The 22,817-nt window shown below is 26.0% G+C and carries 15 protein-coding genes; 9 read left to right on the top strand and 6 right to left on the bottom strand.

Annotated features, from left to right (window positions below; translation table 11 throughout):
* Positions 1–241: 241 nt before the first annotated feature.
* From BHYOB78_RS00255 to BHYOB78_RS00230, 6 genes are all read right to left on the bottom strand, one after another.
* Positions 242–1,285, bottom strand: coding sequence for a hypothetical protein (locus tag BHYOB78_RS00255; protein WP_020064852.1), 1,044 nt, complete (start codon positions 1,283–1,285; stop codon positions 242–244).
* Positions 1,286–1,590: 305 nt separating this feature from the next.
* Positions 1,591–1,959 carry a hypothetical protein gene (locus BHYOB78_RS00250; RefSeq protein WP_020064853.1) on the bottom strand — a complete coding sequence of 123 codons (369 nt, stop codon included), beginning with the start codon at positions 1,957–1,959 and terminating at the stop codon, positions 1,591–1,593.
* Positions 1,960–2,229: 270 nt separating this feature from the next.
* Positions 2,230–3,183, bottom strand: a complete 954-nt coding sequence (locus tag BHYOB78_RS00245; RefSeq protein WP_020064854.1) for a hypothetical protein — start codon at positions 3,181–3,183, stop codon at positions 2,230–2,232.
* 298 nt (positions 3,184–3,481) lie between these two features.
* Positions 3,482–4,723: a hypothetical protein gene (locus BHYOB78_RS00240; RefSeq protein ID WP_020064855.1), complete on the bottom strand. Its 1,242-nt coding sequence runs from the start codon at positions 4,721–4,723 to the stop codon at positions 3,482–3,484.
* A 710-nt stretch (positions 4,724–5,433) separates the two neighbouring features.
* Positions 5,434–6,933 (bottom strand): DUF2828 family protein, encoded by a 1,500-nt coding sequence (locus BHYOB78_RS00235; RefSeq protein ID WP_020064856.1) that lies wholly within the window; start codon positions 6,931–6,933, stop codon positions 5,434–5,436.
* Positions 6,934–7,512: 579 nt separating this feature from the next.
* Complete coding sequence (locus BHYOB78_RS00230; protein ID WP_020064857.1) at positions 7,513–7,932, bottom strand: DUF3592 domain-containing protein; 420 nt, start codon at positions 7,930–7,932, stop codon at positions 7,513–7,515.
* 221 nt (positions 7,933–8,153) lie between these two features.
* Between BHYOB78_RS00230 and mnmL the strand changes: the two genes are divergently transcribed.
* The 9 genes from mnmL (at position 8,154) to BHYOB78_RS00185 (ending at position 22,560) form a co-directional block, all read left to right on the top strand.
* A complete protein-coding gene (gene mnmL, locus BHYOB78_RS00225; protein WP_020064858.1) occupies positions 8,154–9,125 on the top strand; it encodes a tRNA modification radical SAM protein MnmL/YtqA in 972 nt (323 codons plus the stop codon).
* 441 nt (positions 9,126–9,566) lie between these two features.
* Positions 9,567–10,748, top strand: coding sequence for a dicarboxylate/amino acid:cation symporter (locus tag BHYOB78_RS00220; RefSeq protein ID WP_012671336.1), 1,182 nt, complete (start codon positions 9,567–9,569; stop codon positions 10,746–10,748).
* A 702-nt stretch (positions 10,749–11,450) separates the two neighbouring features.
* Positions 11,451–11,870: a DUF3592 domain-containing protein gene (locus tag BHYOB78_RS00215; protein ID WP_020064859.1), complete on the top strand. Its 420-nt coding sequence runs from the start codon at positions 11,451–11,453 to the stop codon at positions 11,868–11,870.
* Positions 11,871–12,000: 130 nt separating this feature from the next.
* Positions 12,001–14,775 (top strand): trep protein, encoded by a 2,775-nt coding sequence (locus BHYOB78_RS00210; protein WP_020064860.1) that lies wholly within the window; start codon positions 12,001–12,003, stop codon positions 14,773–14,775.
* 145 nt (positions 14,776–14,920) lie between these two features.
* Positions 14,921–15,286 (top strand): hypothetical protein, encoded by a 366-nt coding sequence (locus BHYOB78_RS00205; protein ID WP_020064861.1) that lies wholly within the window; start codon positions 14,921–14,923, stop codon positions 15,284–15,286.
* 140 nt (positions 15,287–15,426) lie between these two features.
* A complete protein-coding gene (locus BHYOB78_RS00200; RefSeq protein ID WP_020064862.1) occupies positions 15,427–15,783 on the top strand; it encodes a hypothetical protein in 357 nt (118 codons plus the stop codon).
* Positions 15,784–15,786: 3 nt separating this feature from the next.
* The gene (locus BHYOB78_RS00195; protein ID WP_020064863.1) at positions 15,787–18,843 is read left to right on the top strand and encodes a tetratricopeptide repeat protein; all 3,057 of its coding nucleotides are present in this window, start codon (positions 15,787–15,789) and stop codon (positions 18,841–18,843) included.
* A gap of 108 nt (positions 18,844–18,951) precedes the next feature.
* Positions 18,952–20,112 (top strand): iron-containing alcohol dehydrogenase, encoded by a 1,161-nt coding sequence (locus tag BHYOB78_RS00190; protein WP_020064864.1) that lies wholly within the window; start codon positions 18,952–18,954, stop codon positions 20,110–20,112.
* 261 nt (positions 20,113–20,373) lie between these two features.
* Complete coding sequence (locus tag BHYOB78_RS00185) at positions 20,374–22,560, top strand: methyl-accepting chemotaxis protein (RefSeq protein WP_028331363.1); 2,187 nt, start codon at positions 20,374–20,376, stop codon at positions 22,558–22,560.
* Positions 22,561–22,817: the final 257 nt, after the last annotated feature.

Below are 22,817 nucleotides of genomic sequence, written 5' to 3'. Positions count from 1 at the left end.
TTATATTAAGTTTTTCCCCAATATCAATTTATTAGTAGAATCAATAGACTTATTATTGCAGTCTTTTTGCTTCTCGCCTGCCCTAGGCACACTTCGTGAGGCGGGCTTCGCCTGTGCCACACCAAAGGCACTCCCTTCGGTCGCAAAAGAAGTGGGGGTGTGGGGGCTAGTCCCCACAAGAATAAAAATTAAAAAAACTTATTTTTAACAGAATATAGTTGTTTAGGTATATATACTTAATTTAAGACAAGCTCAAATCTATTTTACAGAAGCCGTAAGGGTTAGAAGCTACTGTGCATCTCTTTGTTCTTGTTCTCCATAAATTATTGCCTAATATATCAACCTCTCTTATATCATGATTTAAATATACTACCTCTTTTATTGAAGCCATATCTAATATATTAGATGAGGTTGTAAACATATAAATTGATGAGCCTGTCCATATATCTGTAAGATTTTCTAATTGATACCTTTGATCAACTTCATGATCATCAGCAACTCTGAATGCAGTTCCTACAACAGTGATTCCGCTTGTTACTGCATTAAAAATATCTGGTCTGAATGCTTTATATTTTCCATTAGCATCATTTCCTATCATTGATATATAATTAGAAAATAATCTAAATAACCCTTGAAGTTTTATATAAACATCTATTGGAATAACTATATAAAGTTTCTGTCCATTATCCTGAAGCTCCATTTTATCATTAAATAAATTTCCACCTACAGCATAATTCAAATATTTTGCCAAATCTATAAATGAAGAAAAGAAATTATCAATATCAGCCTCTGTCCAAGTGCTTATTGGTTTGGCACTTAAATCAACAGTGTTTGTGCTTCCATAAAGTTCTGCATCTGTAACTTTTGCCGCTAAATTTCTTTCTCTTAAAAGCCCAAGTCTTGAAACAAGTTTTTGTGCAATATAATTTAAAATTTCTTCTCCTGCTTTTTTCTCATCTCTTGCATAAAGCTCATTGATTTCTTCTATTCTGTTAATATCTATTCCAATATAATATTCTTCAGGCTCCATTTTAAAAACTCTTGCCTCATGTTTAGGATACTCATTAAAAATATTTAAATCTCCTAATGAAGTACCTCCATACATATTTTTTAAATTGAAAGCTGTATTATCTAAATCGCCTCCAATAGCTCCTTGAGAAACACCAACAAAAATTTCAGGTATATATTTACTTACGAAATTAGTCTGCCCCATATATCTAGGCATTTCTTTATTGATTATTGGAAAAAGTTTATTTTGTATATTTTGTAAATTAGGTATACTCATATTTGAATCCTTTATAAATTAAATTTTGATTATACACGCCGCAGGTACATCCCACATACAGCAAGAAACAAAAAGACTTATTTTTATATTAAAAATAATAATTAGCTATGAATATAAAATACTCAATATAATAAATTCTAATTTTATATTTGCACTTTCGCCGCAGGCGGACTTCGTCTGGTTCTTTGACGCTGTCCGCCTATGGCGTGCGGCGGGAAAAAGAACATTAAAAAATTAATAAAATATAGTTGTTTAGATATATAAAAAATAAAAAACTATATTTAATAAGTTATAAGAAATTAATATTATAAACTTTTTAAAAGTATCTCTGCATAATTACTTCCGCCTCTTATAACTATTCCTACTCCATGTCCGTCTAATGATTTTTTGAATCCTTTATCTGATGCCGTTACAATATCGCCAGCTATAACGCTTTCAGCTACAACTGCATTCACTATTCCTTCATAGCATACTGATATTGTATTTGGCTTTAATCCGAATTCTTTATAAGAGAATGCATCTTCCAAAGCAACTCCTACAAATACTGAACCTTCACTATAAAGTGAAAAAACTCCTTTCCCATTATCATCTTTTATTGATACAGGAAATCCTCTTTTTGGTAAATTAGCTTCATCGCTATGAATACCAGCTTTTATTATAGAACCTTGTGCCATTCAAACTCCGTTAAATTTATTATAATTTTTATATTTGAAAAAATTTATAATCTATCAATTTTATACTTTCACTTTTTGCAACTTTGGCGAAGCCCACTTGTAGTGTGCGGCGGAAAAAAGTTGAACAAATACTATTTATAATAAATTTACTTCATAATTAGCTTTTAAATTTCATTTACGGTAAACAAAACTAGCCTACAAATAAGAAGCAAAAAATGAATTCGTATAGTTAATATCAATAGTTTTTCAATGAATATAATTTTATAATTATCATTTAAATAGTTTTGCTATCTCGCTGTATTTGTTCTCTTCGCTTAATGCTGATAAGTTGATTTTCTCTCCGCCTCCTACTCCGATAGGTACTAAATCATTTCTTACTATTGACATTATTTCTTCTTTGCTTAATCCTGCTTTGAAAAGTTTTCTTGCTTTTATAAATGTAGAGCTTTCTGATTTTGAAGAACATCTAACTGCATTCTGACTCTCGGCGTATTCATTGCACCAATCTCCATAAGTTATAGCTGATAGATTTAATTCTTTATTGCTGTTATCTGAATTATTTGAAATTTGTTTATCTGCATTACTTGATTTATCATTTGAATTATCCTCTTTTAATTTCTTCACTATCATATCAATGATAATATTTTGAATTTCTTCATCATTTCTAAACAAATAAACAAACTCATCTATTGCTTCTTTTTGAATTTCTTTTTCTTCGCTAATTAATTTTTCTAATACATTTTTTAATTTTTGCATATACTCCCCATTAATATTTTCTTCATTACTGATAATTGCACTAGCACAAAGCAAATCAACATTACGGCTTGCAGGATATTCTACAGCAGCAACAGCTTTTATTTCACAATTTTCCCAGTAAATAAAATTTTCATCTTCATAAGATTTTTTTCCAACCATCTCAATAGAAGGATAAAAAGATTTTTTCTCCGTTATGCTGTCATCAAACCATTCTATAACAGCATAAAGTCCGACAAACTCATTATCTTTTTCTAAACTTACAACTTTTCCAATAGCATCTCTTTCTTCATCTTCTTTATGCCCTTTATAGACAAATATTTCTATGCTCTTTTTTTCAAATGATTTGATTAGCTCATCAATATTTTTTTCTGTGATTTTATTAGTTTTAGTTTCAGCAAAAGTATTTTTTGAAAGCGGTATATACTGCTTGAAACTATCACCTAAAATTTTATATTTCTTTTTAATCATTTTATCTCCTTAAAAATTAATTATATTGAAATGATTTTTAATTATCTCTATATCTATAGCAAAAAAGTACTCGCCGTACTGGCATCCCGCACGGTAATACTTATTATTATACAAATCCAAAAATATGTGCAGTTTAATACCAATCATTATTTTATTTAATGCTGTAAGCAGTCAGAGATTATTTATTATCTCTATACCTATAGCAAAAAATATAAGTGATTATAAGTTACGGCAAAACAAAAAAGTCTCAGTAAATTAATACCAAGACTTTTATTTTAATTTTATTCAATATTCAGTCTTATTCTGATTTATTAATTATAGAATGAGAAATCCTGAAATAGTCGCATTGTCCTGACAGTCTTAAACTTTTGAAATTCAAATCAAAATATCTTTTAATAAAACTATTATTTATATAATTGATTATACCTGAAACTATATCGCTTGCCATAAGAAGGGCATTATCCTGAGTAAGTTCCGCTAATGATTTAGTAGCCCCTTTGTTTAGACCAAGTGCTTTAATATCTACACCTTTATTTTTGAACAAGGTGGAAAGCATGCTGTCTCTAAAATTATACCATTCATTAGCATCAATACTTTCTATTTTTTCTATTTTGCCGTATTTGGAAATAAAAATTCCGCCGCCGTTATTTATAAAATTTCTTATTTCACGCTCTGCCTCCTTACGCTTTGAATCATTAAGTTCAGTGTTCGCTATAAAATTAAAACTATGCTCACCTATATTTTTTAAATTACGGTTGAAACTATTATCCATAGATTCTAAAATCTGCCAAAGTGAATATGCACTGTATAAAAAAGGCTTTCCTATAATATCGCCTTCAATACTTCCGTAACTTGCATATCCTGCTAATGCTAAATCAAAATCTATATCTATAATACTTGCTTCATCATAATTATAATAAGCATTAAAAATTTCTTTATGTCTTTTTATAATGCTTATACTTTTTATTTCATCGCTGTCATACTCATCAAAATTGAATCTATATATTGAAGAAGGATCATAATATTTAAATCCTTTTAAACCGTCAAGTCTTCCTTTAAATCCGTAAACCTTAGCAGGCAAGACTTCTAATTTAGGAGTAAAAAAACAAAATCCGTAAACTAATGCATTGTAAGAAACATTAACTATTAAGTTTTTAAGTCCGCCTGCTCTTTCAAATTGGCTTATAAAAAAGTTATATGCATTGTTTACTTTTTCATTATCTTCGCATTCTTTTGGCTTCTCTACAAAATAATTAAAAGAATTAAAAACTCCTCTATAAAACTGAAGTATAGGCTCAAGATAAATAGAGTTCTCCATTCTCTTACAAGTTAATGCCCATTTATAAGGAAATGAAAAATCATCGCTTTCATCTCCCCTATTTGATATCACATTTGGAATGCCTGAATTATAATTATTAGTAGATACTCTGTTTAATTCATCATTTAATTTTTCTATCTCTCTGTTTTTATCTTTCAATTTATTATCATATTCTTCAATAATTTTTTCTATTTTAGATTGTTTATTTTCTATATTTTGCATAAATAAAAACCTTAAAAATTAATCTTTATATTAATAATAAAAAATATAAGTGATTATAAGTTTTTATTTAATTGGTAATAAACTCAATTTAAAATACGCACGGTAAGAAAAATAAAAAAACAAAATTATTTTTCAATACTTTTAAAGCTATAAAAAATAAAACTATTAATCGTGCGCTAAAGAATTTTAAAATCTTATAAAAACTTGGGCGGGCTACTAGCCGTATGGGCTTGCCGAACGGCAATGCTTTTTCTTACAGAAAGTACAATGTACGTTCGGGATAATGCATTTTAGTTCAAACAGATTTTAAATTTAATAAACGCTTGGGCGATGCTTTAATTTATAATAAAGCAATAAAGAATAAAGGGAAGGGAATGTAATAAAAGTTTTAAATCTTAAATTACATTTGCCCACCCTATAAGTTTATAATTTCAATTTGCAATATAATTTTTTATTTCTTTACCACTTAATTAGAATTCATTAGCACCCACCCAAGCGTTATTTAATTTTATAGTATATACCTAAACAACTGCATTTTTGAGCTAAAACTATGGTATTACAACATATTTAATACATATTATTAGAATATAAAGTTTTAGCAATTGTGTTTTTGCTACTTTGACGAAGTCCGCAGAGCGTGTGCGACAAAAAAGTAGATAACATTTATATTAAGTCTATCAGTTGACAAACTTAAAAATTTTAAGTATATATCAATCCTTTATATCAATATTATAATCTTTTAAAGTATCAAGTATTAAAAGCATTGAGATTTCATCTTGATTTGTTAAATCGTATTTGTCTATATTGATTATATTTTTTATAGCATTCTGACTTCTTCCAGAAATAAATAATACATCATAATTTTTTAAAGCAGGCATTATTCTGCTTAATGAGTTTACATTCCAAAAAATTATTCTAGGAAGCTTATAATTATTTTTATTAAATATTTCTTTCCAATATTCAAAGTTAGTTTTATTTTGAAATTCGCATTGATTAAATTCCATATCAGAAATTATTATTATATATTTAGGAAGTTCTTCATGCGGTACATGATTTTTTATAGCAGTATCAAGCAAAGCTTTAAATACAGAATCTATATTTGTACTGTAATCAACAGATGATCTTAAAACATAATCAACTATATCAACAATATTATTTATATTTGATATATCATGCATTTTAGAATCCCCGCAGAAATCTATAAAATGATTATGAAATGCAGATTTATTTAACTGTGCTATATATATTCCCAAAGCTACAGAACATATCAATGGTTCCCCATTCAAAGCCATTCCCATACTTCCAGATACATCGCATGCTACTATTGCATTTAAATTACTATCTCCAAAAATGTTTGGAAGATTTTTCCAAGTTAAATCGAATTCTTCTTTTCTTGAATCTATATCTTCCTCGGCACAGTCTAAAATCTCTCTTATAACATCAAAAGGAGTTAAGACGCTTGTATTTAATTTAACTTTTCCTGACTTTACATCTTCAAAAAATTTATTGTATCTTTCTTCATCATTTCTAATAAATGCTTTTGAATATTTTCTCATAGCAAGCGAAGGAACTGAAGAATAATTAAATGTATAATCTTTTTCTCTTAAATTATTTTCTATTATTTTTATTTTCTTTCTTAAAGCAGATAAAGTTTTTCTATATTCTTTAGTATTTATATTTAAAAGTTTTATTAATTCTCTTGCAATATTTCTTGTATTCTTTGATGAAGTATTTTCACTAGGAAGCCATTTAGCAAGAAGAGAAACATTATTAGAAATTTTATCTTTTTCTAATTGCTCTAATATTATATTTTTTGTAAAATTAGAAATATTTTTATTTTCTCTATTCTCATACCATATATAAATGATATCGTCCCATCTTCCAAGCTCTGGTATAGTTTTTAAAATTTCTATTGCAGTGAGAGTATGATTTTGTTTAATCATAATATTAATATATTTTCTAAAAACTTCTCTCTCGCCAATACCTTTTCTTATATCTCTTAAATACATTATACATTTAGCTGTAAGTTCAGGACTTTCTCTCCAAGCATCTATAAAATATTTTAATAATTCATCATCTTTTTTTAATCTGCTTGCTCCCATAGTTGCAAATAAATCTATTACATTGCTTAATGATGAAATATTAGTATCAGCGAAATTCTGCGTATAAGTTTTATTAAAAGAATTTTTAAGCAAATCTAAAAAAGACATAAAATGAATTCTCCTATAATAAAAAGTTCTATAATAAAAAAATATTCTATGCCTATAATTAAATAAGCATAGAATTAAAAACTAGACACAATATACACCATTAAAAATGGCTAAAGGAGTTGAACCTTCTTACTACCAGAAAATAAATTGCTGTTCGTGTCTAAAAAATATTATTTCCAAAATAAAAAACTAGATTACATTTAACCCAGTATTTATGGATTTATATTATTTTGCTGTTGGAATCTGCTTTTTATTTTATTATTTAGTATCAATTTTGTCAATATAAAATGCCGCCATAACATTTGAAAATAAAATAATTTGAAGTTAGATTCTTGTCTAAATTTGCAGCAAGTCTAATATAAAAACTAACCTGTTATATCGGTAAACAGTATCTTAATAATATTTTGCATACTAAACATATATCAGGATTAAGAAATTCAGAAAATATGGATATTAAATTCTCAAATATAAATAAACTGTTATATATTAATTATAATTTAAAAAAATTTAAAAAATAAAAATATCATATACTTAATCATAAAGATAAAATATAAACTTTATATAATAACAGCAATATAGCTATCTATTTTTATTTACAATAAAAATTCCAAAATAAATTATTAGCACTCCTATAACAATGCTTAATATATAAGAAATACTATCAGAAAAAGGAAGTTTTATATTTTTTGGTTCATCAGGATCATACCATAAAGGCAATTCATCTCCTACTTTTCTAAATGGATAATGACTTCTTAAAGTAGCATATAATGTTCCATGATTATCAGTTTCATATCTTATTACCATTACCTTTTTATATCCAATTTTTCTAGGGTTATATACTATTTTTTTTCTATCTAACTCTTCAACCACTCCTACAGTATGAATATAATTTCTTGTATTAATAAAAGAAAAGAATCCTACTACCCCATCAAAAGTTAAAACTATTCCTACAGAACATATTAATATTTTTTCTATAATTGAAATTTTTTTTCTATTCATTATTACCCACACACTATTTTTTAATAATTTTACTTTTGTTATTGCTTTAATAAACACATTATCTTTTGAAATAAATTTATCAAAAAACTAAAAATATTCTTTCTTCATAAAAATGTATTTACTGCATAAATTTATATCAGGATTCTAACATATAAAAACTAAAAATCAATATACATTATAATACTTTTAGTTTTGAAAATTTATGCTATACTAAAAGAAGTATGCAAAACAAAGATAATAAACAAAATAATAAAAATTACTATTCATTTTCTGATTATGTAAAAAATAAATTCGGAGTGAAAGTAGGAAAAATTTCAATAGACACAGATTTCGGCTGTGCCCATAAAGTTAATGAAGGCGGATGTAGATTCTGCAATTTAAATAGCTATAAACCTCCTTATGTAACAGAAGAAGATATCAATAATCAATGGATTAACGGATTAAAAAATTATAAAGGAAGATATCAAAAATTCTACGGATATTTTCAGCTAGGCACTCCATTATCACCTTTAGCTTCTAAAGAATCTTTAAAATATGCTAATAAATTAGTTCATTTTGATGAATGCGTTGGATTAATGTTTGGAGCTAGAAGCGATATGCTTGAAGATGAGGTACTGAAAGAACTTAGTGATTTATCTGAATTATTAGGCAAAGAAATTTGGCTTGAAATGGGACTTCAATCTTCTAATGATGAAACTTCAAAATTTATTAATAGAAGCCATGATTACAAATCATTTGCTGAAACGGTAAATCATATAAAAAATAATTATAATAATATCATAATATGCACTCATATAATATTCGGACTGCCTAAAAAATTTAATGATAACGACAAAAAAACAATAGAATTGGAAAGCAGAGATGATATGATAAAAACAGTTAAAGATATATCTACTTTGAAAATTGATGCTGTAAAATTTCATCAGCTTGATATAGTAAAAGGATCTTATTTTGAAAATATGTATAAAGATTGCGAGTTCCCTACTTTAGATGAAGATTTTTATATAGATTTGATGAGCGATGCAATTTCTTTTACAAGATCGGATATTATAATAGCTCGTTTAATGGGTGATAGTTTGGGAGATAGTTTAATCGCTCCAAAATGGAAAAAATCAAAAGGTGAAATAATAAATCTAATAACAAAAAGAATGAAAGAAAAAAATATAATTCAGGGTATAAATTATAATGTTTAAAAAATACGGCAGGAATTAAAAAATTAACTCCTGCCTAGTTTTAGATATTTGGTTTATTTATGTATAAGAGATCAATCAAATTTATATTGTTATAATCATTTTTAAAGTAATTAATAATAGGAGTGCAAGTTTAGAATATAATCTAGTGCACTCGACTGATTATTTATTAGCGGGTAATCCGACTTCGTTAATTTAGTATTAATAAATTAAACTTTACGGTTGCGTGCCAGCGAAGGACTTTCACCCTCATTCCCCCCATATAAAAACAGAATAATATTATATATGAAAAAATAATTTTTATCAAGCTTTTTTCATATAATTTTCAAATATAAAAATTCTAATTAGAATAAAAAAAATTTATTAAAAAATTAATTTTATTTGCAAATGAATGTAAATTGAATATACTATCTTATAATAATAAAAATTTTGAGGATATTTTTTATGGAAGAGCTAGAACAAAAATCCAAAAAAGACTACTTATTAATAAAACTGCTATTAGGTATAGCTTTAGGTGTTGTAATAGGAATGTTTTGCAATGAAGCCGTTATCAATGTCATACAATCTATAAAATATGTGCTTAATCAAGTGATATCATTTATGGTTCCATTAATTGTATTAGGTTTTATTGCCCCTGCTATTACAAGAATGGGAAGTAAGGCAAATAAGATGTTAGGAGTTATTCTTGCTTTAGCATATTTCTCTTCAGTTGGTGCTGCTTTATTTGCTACTATTGCCGGATATATAATAATTCCTAATTTAAATATTGCTTCAAATGTTGCAGGCGGTAAAGAACTTCCTGAAATAATATTTAAATTAGATATTAACCCTATATTTCCTGTAATAACTGCATTGTTCTTGGCTATATGCGGAGGAGTAGCTGTTATAAAAACTAAATCTAAATATTTTGAAAATTTATTAGATGAACTTAATAATATAATATTATTTCTAGTAAATAATGTAGTAGTACCAGTATTACCGTTTTATATAGGAACTACTTTTGCTACTTTATCATATGAAGGTACTATAATTAAAAGTGTGCCTGTATTTTTAATAATTATAATAATAGCAATAGTAGGACATTTTATATGGCTTACTGTTTTATATTCTATAGCTGGTATTGTTTCAAAGAAAAATCCTGCAAGAGTATTTAAACATTATGGACCTGCTTATTTCACTGCTGTAGGTACTATGTCATCTGCTGCAACTTTGCCTGTAGCTTTGAAATGTGCAAGCAAATCTGATGCATTAGATAAAGATATAGTAAACTTTGCAATACCTATGGGAGCAACTATACACTTATGCGGATCAGTACTTACAGAAACTTTCTTTGTTATGACTATATCAAAAATATTATATGGACAGCTTCCTGCTATTGGTACTATGATTTTATTTGTTATATTGCTTGGTATATTTGCTGTTGGAGCTCCGGGAGTACCTGGAGGAACTGTTGTTGCTTCTTTAGGAATAATAATTTCAGTTTTAGGTTTTAATGATGATGGTACAGCTTTGATACTTGCTATATTTGCATTACAAGATAGTTTTGGTACTGCATGTAATGTAACAGGAGACGGTGCTTTGGCCTTAATACTTCAAGGTATATTTAAAAAAGATAATGCAAGTTAAGTTATAAAATATTTCTCCTATCTTTTTATAAAAATAAGCGAGCTTAATTTTAAGCTTGCTTATTTTTGTATTTTGCATTAACAAACAATAAATAATAATTTTTTATTATTGCTAGCGATAAACTCGCTAAAATGAAGCTGACAACTAAAGTTATCAGCTGCTCGTTTATCGCTTTAAAACTTATAGCATAACTAACATTTATTCTAAACATAAAACAAATTTTGAATTATAATTTAAACAATATATAAAGATGCACTTATCGTGCTAGGAAAATATTTTTAAATCTAGTTAAATCTTGTTTTCTAATAATGCTTTAAATATAATTAAAGCTAAAATAAAAAATATGTCAATAAATTTTAAATGGGGGATATGTAATAAAAGTTTTAAAGTTTAATTACATTTGCCCACCCTCCATACTTATAATTTAAATTTTACATTAAAACTTTGACTTCTTTATTACAAAAATAGAATTTGTAAACACCCACCCAAGTTTTTTAAATTTAAAAATGCATTCACCGCACGTAAAAATAAAATTAATACATTAAATAATAAAAAACATATTAACATAAATTACAGTAAGTACGTATTTGCAAAAAATCAAAATTATAATATACTTTCTATCAATTTTATTAATTAAAAAACAATGTCAAATAAAACAGAATGCAAAGTTATTTTAATAAAAAATAATATTAGGTTTTAATAATGAACAAAAAAAAAATTTCAATTATAGGAAAAATACTAATAGTTTTTGCAGGAATAGTTTTAACATTGGATGGTGTAGCAGGATTGTTTTCTTTTATTGATACAAAAAATTATATTCATACTGTAGGAGTAGTTGAAGAGTGCGATAGAAGAAAAAGGGTATATGAATCCGGAGAAACTAGATATGAAAAAACAATGGTAATAAGCTATGAAGCTGATAATCATGGAACATTATATGCTACTTTAAGAAGTTATTATCCATTTAGAAAAGTAGGAGATGAATTGCCTTTATGGTATGATCCTGATGAACCAAGCAATATAAAACTTCCATTTTCTGATAGTATTTCTTATATACTAAGCATTGTTATAGGATCGCTAATAATTCATTTTGGACTTTATATTATAATAAAAAATAAATAGCTATTATGATAGTTTAAGTCTAAAATCTGATATTTCTTATTTATTCAATTTTTTTTAAATTATATTTAAGTTATATATAACAATTTATTGCAAAAATGCTAAACTATAATATACTATCAATCACTTATTTATGAAAAAATTTCTTATATATTTTGCTTTAATATTTATTATATACACTAATCTTTGTGGTCAAGTTTTTAAACCATTTAGAAATCTCTATACCATACAAACAGAAAAATTTGAAATAATATTTCCTATGGAATCTAGAAGAACAGCAGAAAATTTGGCAAAAGTAGCTGATGATATATACTATAAATATTCAAAAATTTTAAATAGTACAGTAGCAGGAAAAATTCCAATAACAATAACACCGGATGTAAACTTGTTTAATTCAATGGCTATGACAATACCATATCCAAGTTTAATACTTTATGATACTAATTTAGATGAAAATTTTACAAGCTATAGTAATAATTTTGAATCTGTATTTATACATGAACTTACTCATTTACTTTCTATGACTTCAGAAAATACAGGACTATCCACTAAAATATTCGGTACTTGGGCTTCTTTTGTACATATTAATGCTATGCCTTTTATGATTGAAGGAAGTCCAGTTAGTATGGAAAGTTTAACAGGTTTTGGACGTGCTAATGATCCTTTGGTGAGGCAAAGATTAAGGCAGGATATATTTGAAGGAAATTTCAGAACTCCCATTCAGGCATCATATTTATGGACTAAAAGCCCTTATGGAAATGTATATTATGAGTATGGTGGATTATTTTCAAAATATCTGCAGGAAAGATTCGGAATGGAAAAATATGCAGAGTTTTGGAATAGAATGCAGACTAGTCTCAGCTTTTCTTTTCTTATTTATAATTCTGGAGTTTACGGAGCTTTTAAAAAAGTTTATGGAATGAAATTCACTGAAGTATGGTCAGACTTTCAAAATTCGCTCGCATTAGAAAATGTTAATCCTAGCGAAAACTTAATAGTAAATGATAAAGAAACATTTATTAATGATATTTCTTCCTATGTAGATACTGTTTATTATATAGATGGAGATATAGGAGCTTTATATTCTTATAAAGAAAAAAGAAATAATCAAAATAATAAAAAAGATTTAAAATTAGAATTCTTAATAGACAGAAGTTCTGAAAGTTTAGATATATCAAAAGATGGAAGCAATGCATTAATAGTTTCTTATATGTTTAATGGAGGACTCTATAAATATATAGTAAAAGAATATGATTTAAATAAAAAAACTAGAACTAGAAGAAAATGGTTTGATATGCAGTATGCAAGATATTTCAGAAATGGAATCATAGGAATATCTAAAGATTTGCATAACTCTATTTTAATATATATAAATGAAAATAATGAAAAAGAAATTTTATTACAAGCTAATGATAATTTCGGATACAGTTCACCTACAGTTATCGATGATGATAATATAGCTTTAATAGTTACTGAAAACGGAGTAAAACATATAGCAATATTCAATTACAATAATAAATCATTAAGATATATTGATACAAAAGATAATACTTTAAACTATGTAAGATATTTAAGATATTCTAATAATAAACTTCTATTCTCATATAATAATAATGATAGATATTATAAATTAGGTGAAATTGATTTAAATAATAATCAAATGAAGCTTTATACAAAAGATTATTCAGGCGGAGTATTTTCACCGGTTTATGCCGGAAATAATATTTATTATAAAGGAAGATTTTCAGAATTCGACAGACTTATGAAATATTCTGATAATGAATCTGTAACAAAAAACTTTAACTACACAGACAAAACAATAAATAAATATGAATTTACTCCTCAAATGGAAATCGGATATTATAATAGCTTTAAATATTTTAAGCCTTGGGCTATGTGGGTTCCTCTGCCTCAAATGAGTGATACTTTTCCATTTTTCATTAATGGACTTGGAATATTATCTGCAATATCTTCACCTTCATCTGATAATATAGCTTTAATATGGCTTGGATATGATATACCTTCAAACTTTCTGCAAACCGAATTAACAGTTACCTCCTATAAAATGCTTTATCCTTTTTACTTCGGATTAAAAAGCGATGTTGTTTATTCCGATTACAATTATTGGAGATTAAACACTTATATAGCCATGCAGTTTATGCTTAATACCGAAAGTGATAAATTATACTTTATGCTCGAGCCTACAGTTTCAGGAGCTTTATTTTCTGAATTTGTTAATCCTCAAACTAATACATCAAGTGCTTTTAATTGGAAATATTCTTCTTGGACTTTTAATGTTTCTTTAAAAGCTTCAATGATATTTAGAGTACAAACTGATAAGCCTTATAGAGATGATTTAGTAAATATTACAGTTAGTCCTATATATTCAATTAAATACAATAAATTTGCACTAGATTTTAGTACAAAGTTTCAAACAAGATATATTCCTATTAGAGCTAGCTTCTATGGTTCTTATGCATTCGATACAAATGCTGCATTCGATGGTACTTCTGTAGTATTCGGTTCAAGAGAAATAAAAGCTCCTGAAGAATTCTATGCCTATGTAAAAAATAAAAAATATAATGCAAATTATTTTTTAGGAGGCGATGTTGAGCTTTTAGGTTATTTAAGTTCGCATTTTAATTTAAGCCATATATATTTTGATAATTTCTTTGCTTCTCTTTCATACAGATTTGCCTATTACTCAAAAGAATATATGCATTCCGCTGCTCTAAAAGTTGGAGTTGATGCCAGCATACCTATATCCGGATATCAAAATATTGTAACAGGAGAGCCTTATATATTGCTTGCTCTAAGACTTCCTACAACTTTAGATAAAAATATCATAGGAAATTATCCCACTTTAAATGATATATATATAGGTTTCGGACTTCAAATGTCTTGGTAATGCTAAACAAAAAATTGTTAGTTTTACTTCATATTTATAATTTATTTAATTCATAATTTTATTTAAATATATTTAAAATATTTGGGAACTTTTTACAATACTATTCGTCTAATAATATAATTAAAATTAGTTTGAGGAGAAAACCATGAAACGCGTTATTTTGGTTCTTTTTGCCGCTATTATAATGTCTATGTCATTATTTGCAGAAAGTGAAGATTATTATTGTCCTGAAGAGCCTTACACATACTTTATTTATAATGAAAATTCTATTACAGAAGAACAATTAAATGAAATAATTGAATTAAAAAGTGAATATCAGCCTAAAATTTCAGAATTAAGAAAAAAAATGTATTTGGAAAGAACTAAAATAGATCTAGAAATGTCTAAAAAAAATCCTGATGAGCTTATTATTAATAATTCTATAAATTTAAATATGGAATATGCCAAGGAATTAAGAAAAATAGCCAGTGATTTTCTAAAGAAATATAATGAAATAAAAAATAACAAATAATTTTATAATAAATAAAAACCATATTTTACTAAAGGAGAGATTAATTATCTCTCCTTTTTTATATAAAATCATTTTAATATATTTCAATAAATTGCTTTTATATGTATAATATAATCATTAATTAGTTTTAAGGATAAGTTATGAAAAATATTTCTGCTGCCGCATTATTATTTATTTTTTCATCTTATTTATTCTCTTATTATTGTCCGTATTTTAATAGTAATTATGATTATTTTATAATAAATGCAGAAGGTTTAACAGAAAAACAATTACAGAAAATAATTCAGTTAAAAGATCAATATCAGCCTAAATTTCATGAATTAAAACAAAAAATTGCTATAGAGAAAATAAAAATAGATATAGAGATGTGCAAAGAAAAAAGAAATCAAAAGCTTATAGATGAAAGTATACAGCTTAATATAGAATATAATAAAGAATTAAAAAAAATAGCTAATGATTTTTTAAAGGAATATAATAGAATAAAAACAGAAAATTAATATATGGATCATTATAACTTTATTCATAATATGAAAGCAGATTCTGCTCTTTCCTTTCTTAAAAAACTTAATTTTGAAACATTAGAAAATAATGATTTATTTTTTTATGATTTTACTGAAAAACTTAAAAATGATAAAAAAATAAATATACGATATAATGATACTGCAATACTTCAATTATTAATAGATTCTTATATAGATGAATGTGCTTATAATGGAGATAATGAAAGTTTTGAAAATGTTATAGGAAGCATAAACTCAATACTTATAAAAAATAGCAATAATCTGTATGCTAGAAATAAAGCAGCATTTTTATATTATACTAAATATATTTATGATTATGATGATATTTACTATGATATAGTTTCAGATCATATAGAAAAAATAATTCATCATAATAATGAAACCAGCCATTTTATTTTAGCAATATTAAATCATCTTAAATATGTAAGAACTAAAAATAATAAATATTTTTATAAGGCATTAGACTCTTATAAAGAAGTATTAAATTTAATAGGAAATGATATAAATTTAAGCTATAATATTTTTTCATTATATAAAAGCAAATATATAAATGCAGAAAAAGAAAAACATTTTGATATAGCAGCAGAAGAATATTTAGAAATTTTAGATTTTGATAATGATAATATATTCGCCTTAGAACATATAGCCAAATTATATAAAGATCAATTTCTTTTTACTAAGAATCCTGATTATTATCTTCTTTCTATAAATTATTATATAGACTTATATTATACAGCTAATGATATTAACATACTTATTAATGTAGGTTTTCTGCATACTATTATGTTTAAGTATAGCAAATACATACATTTTTCTGATGATGCCGTTTCTGTTTTTAAAAAAATAGAAGATACTAATAATGGCAATAATATATTATATAATCTTTTAGGGTATGCTTATAGTATAAGATACAGTTTCACTCAGGATAATGAAGATTTTTCTTCTGCTATGAATTACTATGATAAAGCTAAAGACTTAGATAATAATGCATATTATTTTATAGCATACCTATATATTTTATGTTATAAGAATACAAAAGATGAATTATATTTTAATGCTTCTTTATCTGCCTTCAATCATTTAGATACAGATGATATTGATATATTGAATTCACTTGCATATTTGTATGAATGCAGATTTTCAATAACCAGAAATAAAGATGATTTTGATAATTCTCTATTTTACTATAATAAAGCATTAGCTATAGACAATGATTATTTTTATACATATATTAATAGATTTGAATTATACAGATTAGCATTTTATTATTTTGATGATGTGAACTATTTTAAATTTGTTGTTAATGATTATGAAACATTGCTAAATGACGGACAATTAAATACTGATAATACATTAAATTACTATATGAATTATAATTTGGGATGCTTTTATCATTTTTTATATTGCAATAGTTTGGAAGATAATTTTTCATTCTCCAATTATAATATAAGAGAAGAATTTTTTAGTAAATCATTATTATTTTTCAGCCATTCAAATTCTCTTATAGCCATAAGCGATCTTTATAGACTTAAATATATTGAAGACCATAACAGCAATAAATATTTTAATTTATCTCTTTCATATATAGAAAAGAATTTTAATAATTTCAGATACGATATAAAAAATTTATTACAAAAAGCCATACTCTATTATGAAGCATATAAAATAGAAAAAGATATAAAATATTTTAATATCTCTTTGGAAAACTTCAATTATGCACTAGAAATAAATGAATATGATAAAACCTTATATTATAATTTGGCTCTTCTTAATCATTTTAAACTTCTTGAAAGTAATTTTGAAAATTATCAATTAGCAGAAAAAAATTATCTTAAAGCTATTGAACTTGACAGTACATATTATATTGCAAGAGAAAATTTAGGTTTTTTATATAATAATCTATACAGCAATTATAATGTTGAAGAAATATTTAATAATAGTTTATCCTGTTTTGAAACAGTATTATATAATGACAATAAATCATTAATAGCATTAGAAGGTTTGGGAGATATATATAATTTAAAAATTTCAAATAATACTTTTGATAAAGAAACTAAGTATGATCTTATTATGAAATGTATTGATTACTATAATGATGCTTTAAATTATGGAGCAGGTATAGACATTATATATAAAAAATTAGGAAATATTTATTTTATATTATTCAGCGAATATAATGACAAAATTATAATAAATGATTATTTTGATAAATATATTAATTTTCTTCAGGAAAATAGAATACTTGCAAATAAATATTTATTTATTTTAAATAATGTTATGTATGATATTTATAAGAATAATAAGTATTTGATAAAAGCAGGAAAATGTTTAAGCAGTTTAAATATAGATATATTTTCTATAAGATTATGCATAGATTTTTTCAAGCATTTATTTGATATTACAAAAAAAATAAAATATGCATTGTTCTCATTATTTTATTTAGAATATATAATCAATATAGAAAAAAATAATATAGATTATTATTTTGATATGGGAATGCTCCATTACAAAATATTTCTAAAAACTAAAAATTATGAGTATGCTGTAAACTCTTTTCATTGCTACAGCAGAGTTTTGGATATAAACTCTAAATATCCTAAATGCAATTATAATAGAGCCTTAATATTAAAACATTTATTTGAAAAAACTTCAAAAATGTATTTTATAGAGAATGCTTTCAATAATCTGATTTGTTCTGTAAATTTAGGAAATATAGAAGCATATTCATTAATGGGAGATATATATTTGCTTTTATACAAAAAACAAAAACCAGATGAGGAATATTTAGATAGGGCAATATATAATTATAATCTATCCATAGAAAATAAATATTATGGAAAGAATAATTATGAAGTTTATTTCGGTATGGGAATATGTTATTATTTTAAATACAAGAAGCATAGAGAAATAGATGAATATTACAACAATTCTTTAGACTATTATAAAAAAGCATTGAATGCCAATAAAAAAAATGTAAAGATAAGAAGATTTATCAAGTATCTTCAAATAATTAAAAGATTGCCTCGTTCTTCATAATAGATTATATATATTTTATATGATAATAAATCAATTTGATTTAAATAAAAAAAAAATATATAATAGTAAACATAATATATTTGTATTAATTTTATAAGGGGTAGTAATATGAATTTTAGTTTTTATATGCCTAGTAAAGTAATATTCGGATGCGGTTCTTTAGAAAAACTGCATAAACAAAAATTACCTGGAAAAAGAGCATTAATAGTTACAGGCGGTACATCTGTAAAAAAATACGGATATTTAAAAAGATTGGAAGAACAATTAGATAAAGCAAATATAAATCATGTTTTGTTTGATAAAATACTTCCTAATCCTATTAAGGATCATGTAATGGAAGGTGCTGCTTTAGCAAAAAAAGAAAATTGTGATTTCGTTATAGGAATAGGCGGCGGAAGCAGTATGGACTCTTCAAAATCTATTGCTATAATGGCTACAAATGAAGGAGACTATTGGGATTATATATTCGGCGGTACTGGTAAAGGAAAACCTATACCAAATGATCCTCTTCCTATAGTAGCAATAACTACAACTGCTGGTACTGGAACAGAAGCTGATCCTTGGACTGTTATTACTAATGGAAATGAAAAAATAGGATTCGGATATGAAAAAACTTATCCATATCTTTCTATAGTAGACCCTGAACTTATGAAAACAGTTCCTCCAAAACTTACAGCTTATCAAGGTTTCGATGCATTATTCCACAGTACTGAAGGTTATATAAATAAAATTGCTAGTGAGATGAGCGACTTATTCGCTTTAAAAGCAATAGAACTTATAGGCAAAAGCTTAGCTGATGCAGTTAAAGATGGAAATAATATGGAAGCTAGAGAGAATGTTGCTATGGCTAATACTTTATCTGGTATAGTAGAAAGTACTTCAAGCTGCACTTCAGAACATTCTATGGAACATGCTTTGAGTGCTTATTATCCTAAACTTGAGCATGGTGCAGGACTTATCATCATTAGTAAAGAATATTATACAGTTATTGCTAATGCTCATGACTGTGATGAAAAAATGATAAATATGGCTAAAGCTTTGGGCAAAAAAGATGCTAATAAGGCTATAGATTTTGTTGATGCATTAGTAGAACTTCAAAAAGCATGCGGAGTTGATAATTTGAAACTTTCAGATTATGGAATGAAAAAAGAAGATTTACCTGCTATAGCTAAAAATGCTAAATTTGCTATGGGAGGATTATTTGAAACAGATCCTCATAACTTCACAGATGAAGAAGTTTTAAGTGTATTAGAAAAATCTTATAAATAATTTTATATATTAATTTTACAATAATAAAAGCTATGGTATATTTTACTATAGCTTTTCTTTTTGCATATCTTTATTACTTTGTATTTCATCATTAGCTTATATATTATTTTTATTAATTTTTTAATAAAATAAATTGTATTTTGAAAAAAAATTGTTAAATTTTATTTTTTCTTTATCAAAAATAATAATTATTTGTTACTATATATATAATAATATTTATTTTATTGTAAATAAATTTTTATTTTGGAGAATAATAATATTATGAAGAAAATAAATAGCTTAGCATTTAGAATGCCTTTCGTTATATGTATAATGGTTGTTGTTATAATAATAGCAATGCTAATATCTTCTATAAGAATAGGAAGCAAAGGCATAAGCGACAGTAAACTTGGAGGATTCAATAGTACTATAGCAGGATATGCTTCTGTTTTAGATACTTGGTTTGGACTTGAAAGCTCTTTAGTAAATACTTATGCTGTAACACCTGTAGTTGTTAGATACTTGGAAGGTTATCCAGATACTTCATTAGAATTATTAATAAACACTATAAAGAATTTCAAAAACAGTAACCCTTATATAATTAATATGGGACTTACAGATATGAATGGAAATATAATTGCAGATTCTGTATCATCTGCACTCGTAGGCAGAAATTTAAAAGACTATATTCCTAATACTTGGTCAAAAGTATCAGCAAATAGCGAAGAAATTGTATACGGCGATATTTTAATGCAGTCTGAAGTTACAGGTAAATGGGCTATGCCTGCCATAAAAATTGTTAAAGACAGTAATAATCAAAATGCCGGATATATATATGTTCTTTTTGATTGGTCAATACTTCATCAAACACATTTTTCTAATATAGATTTAGGAGAAACAGGCGGACTCTTCATAACCAGCGAAAACCTTTATAATATAATGGATTCAAAATATGAAAATATAGCTAATATGAAGATTAATCCTATATATAAGCAGGCATTCACTGGTGCCGGAAGCGGTATAATTACTTATGATGTAAACGGTGAACAAAGAACAGCTGCTTATTATAAAATGAAAAGCAGACCTTGGATAATAGCACTCGCTATGATGGATTATGAAATATTTGCTCAGAATACAAAATTAATAATAGCAACTATAATAATCGGAATTATATCAATAGTAGCACTTGCAATATTTGTAAGTATATTTATTGGAACTATAACTAAGCCTCTTGAAATAGTAGTTGAAGAAGCTCAGGAAATAGAGAGAGGTGATTTAAGTAATATTAAGCAGCGTATAAAACCTAGAAAAGATGAGATAGGAGTTTTATCAAAATCTTTTGTCAGCATGAGAAAAAAACTTGCTGAAACTATTACAGAGGTTAATACCGCTTCTAATAATATAGTAAAAGCTGCTCAGGAATTATCTCAGGGAAATACCGATTTATCAAGAAGAACTGAGTCTCAGGCAGCAAGTCTTGAAGAAACTGCAAGTTCTATGGAAGAGATGGCTTCTACAATTAAATCTTCTACAGATCATGCTGTTGCCGGAAATAATATGATGGTTGCTTCAAGAGAGGCTGTTGAAAATGCTGGTAAAATTATTGCTGAAACTACTACCAATATAGAAGAAGTATATGAGGCTAGTACAAAAATTAAAAACATTACTAAAATTATTGAAGATATAGCATTTCAAACTAATATACTTGCTTTGAATGCCGCAGTAGAGGCAGCAAGAGCTGGGGATCAAGGTAAGGGTTTCGCTGTTGTTGCTTCTGAAGTTAGAAACCTGGCTCAAACTACTCAGTCATCTGTTAAAGACATTACTGCTTTAGTTGATAACACAAATGAAAAAATTAATAAAGCTACTGAAACAGCCCGTCAGTCTCAGGATATATTTATAGATATTCAGCAAAAAATAGAAGATACTGCTAGAATAATGCAGGATATTAGTGCTACTGCTATGGAACAGCAAACAGGAGTAGATCAGGTTAATAGAGCTGTTGCTGAAATGGATACTGTAACTCAGCATAATGCTTCTTTAGTACAGGAAAGTGCTAATACATCTGAATCATTACTTGCTCAGGCACATGTTCTTAAAGATACTGTAAGCTTCTTTAAATTAAATGCTGATGATGTAAAAAAAGTTAATATGCAAAAAATAAAAAAAGAAACTAAAGAAAATGATAGTATTCAAAAACAAGAAACAAAAACTGAAAACATAAAAAAACAAAATGTTGATAAACAAGAGAGCATTAAAAAAGAAAGTCCTAAAAAGGAAACTATTAAAAAAGAAAATGCATCAAATGAAAGCAGTAAAAAAGAATTAAAAGTTCCTCCTTCTGTAGAAAGAGCTAGAGCTATGGAATCTCAAAAACAAGATAACTCTACAGTAAGAAATGATGAATTTGGTGTTACATATTCTTCTACTTCTACAGGTATGACAGATGATGGTTTTGCTTCATTCTAAAATTATTTTATAAATATTAAATTCAAAGCATCCGGTATTTATTTACCAGATGCTTTTTTATTTTAAAAAATTTTAATGTACAGCCTCCAGAATAAATCCAAAAATATAAATCTATTTTAGTTTAAAATTTTTTATTGAATTTAGTTAATCGTGCGTTAAATAGATTTTAAATCTAATAATCACTTGGGCGGGTGTTAACATTTCTAATTCAGCATCAAAACAAATTAAAATTATCATTTCAAAATTAAGCCAGAAAA

This window comes from Brachyspira hyodysenteriae ATCC 27164 (assembly GCF_001676785.2).
In the GTDB taxonomy this organism is placed as follows: domain Bacteria; phylum Spirochaetota; class Brachyspiria; order Brachyspirales; family Brachyspiraceae; genus Brachyspira; species Brachyspira hyodysenteriae.
Note: the sequence above shows the minus strand (reverse complement) of the source record. Positions and strands in the feature narration are given on the sequence as shown.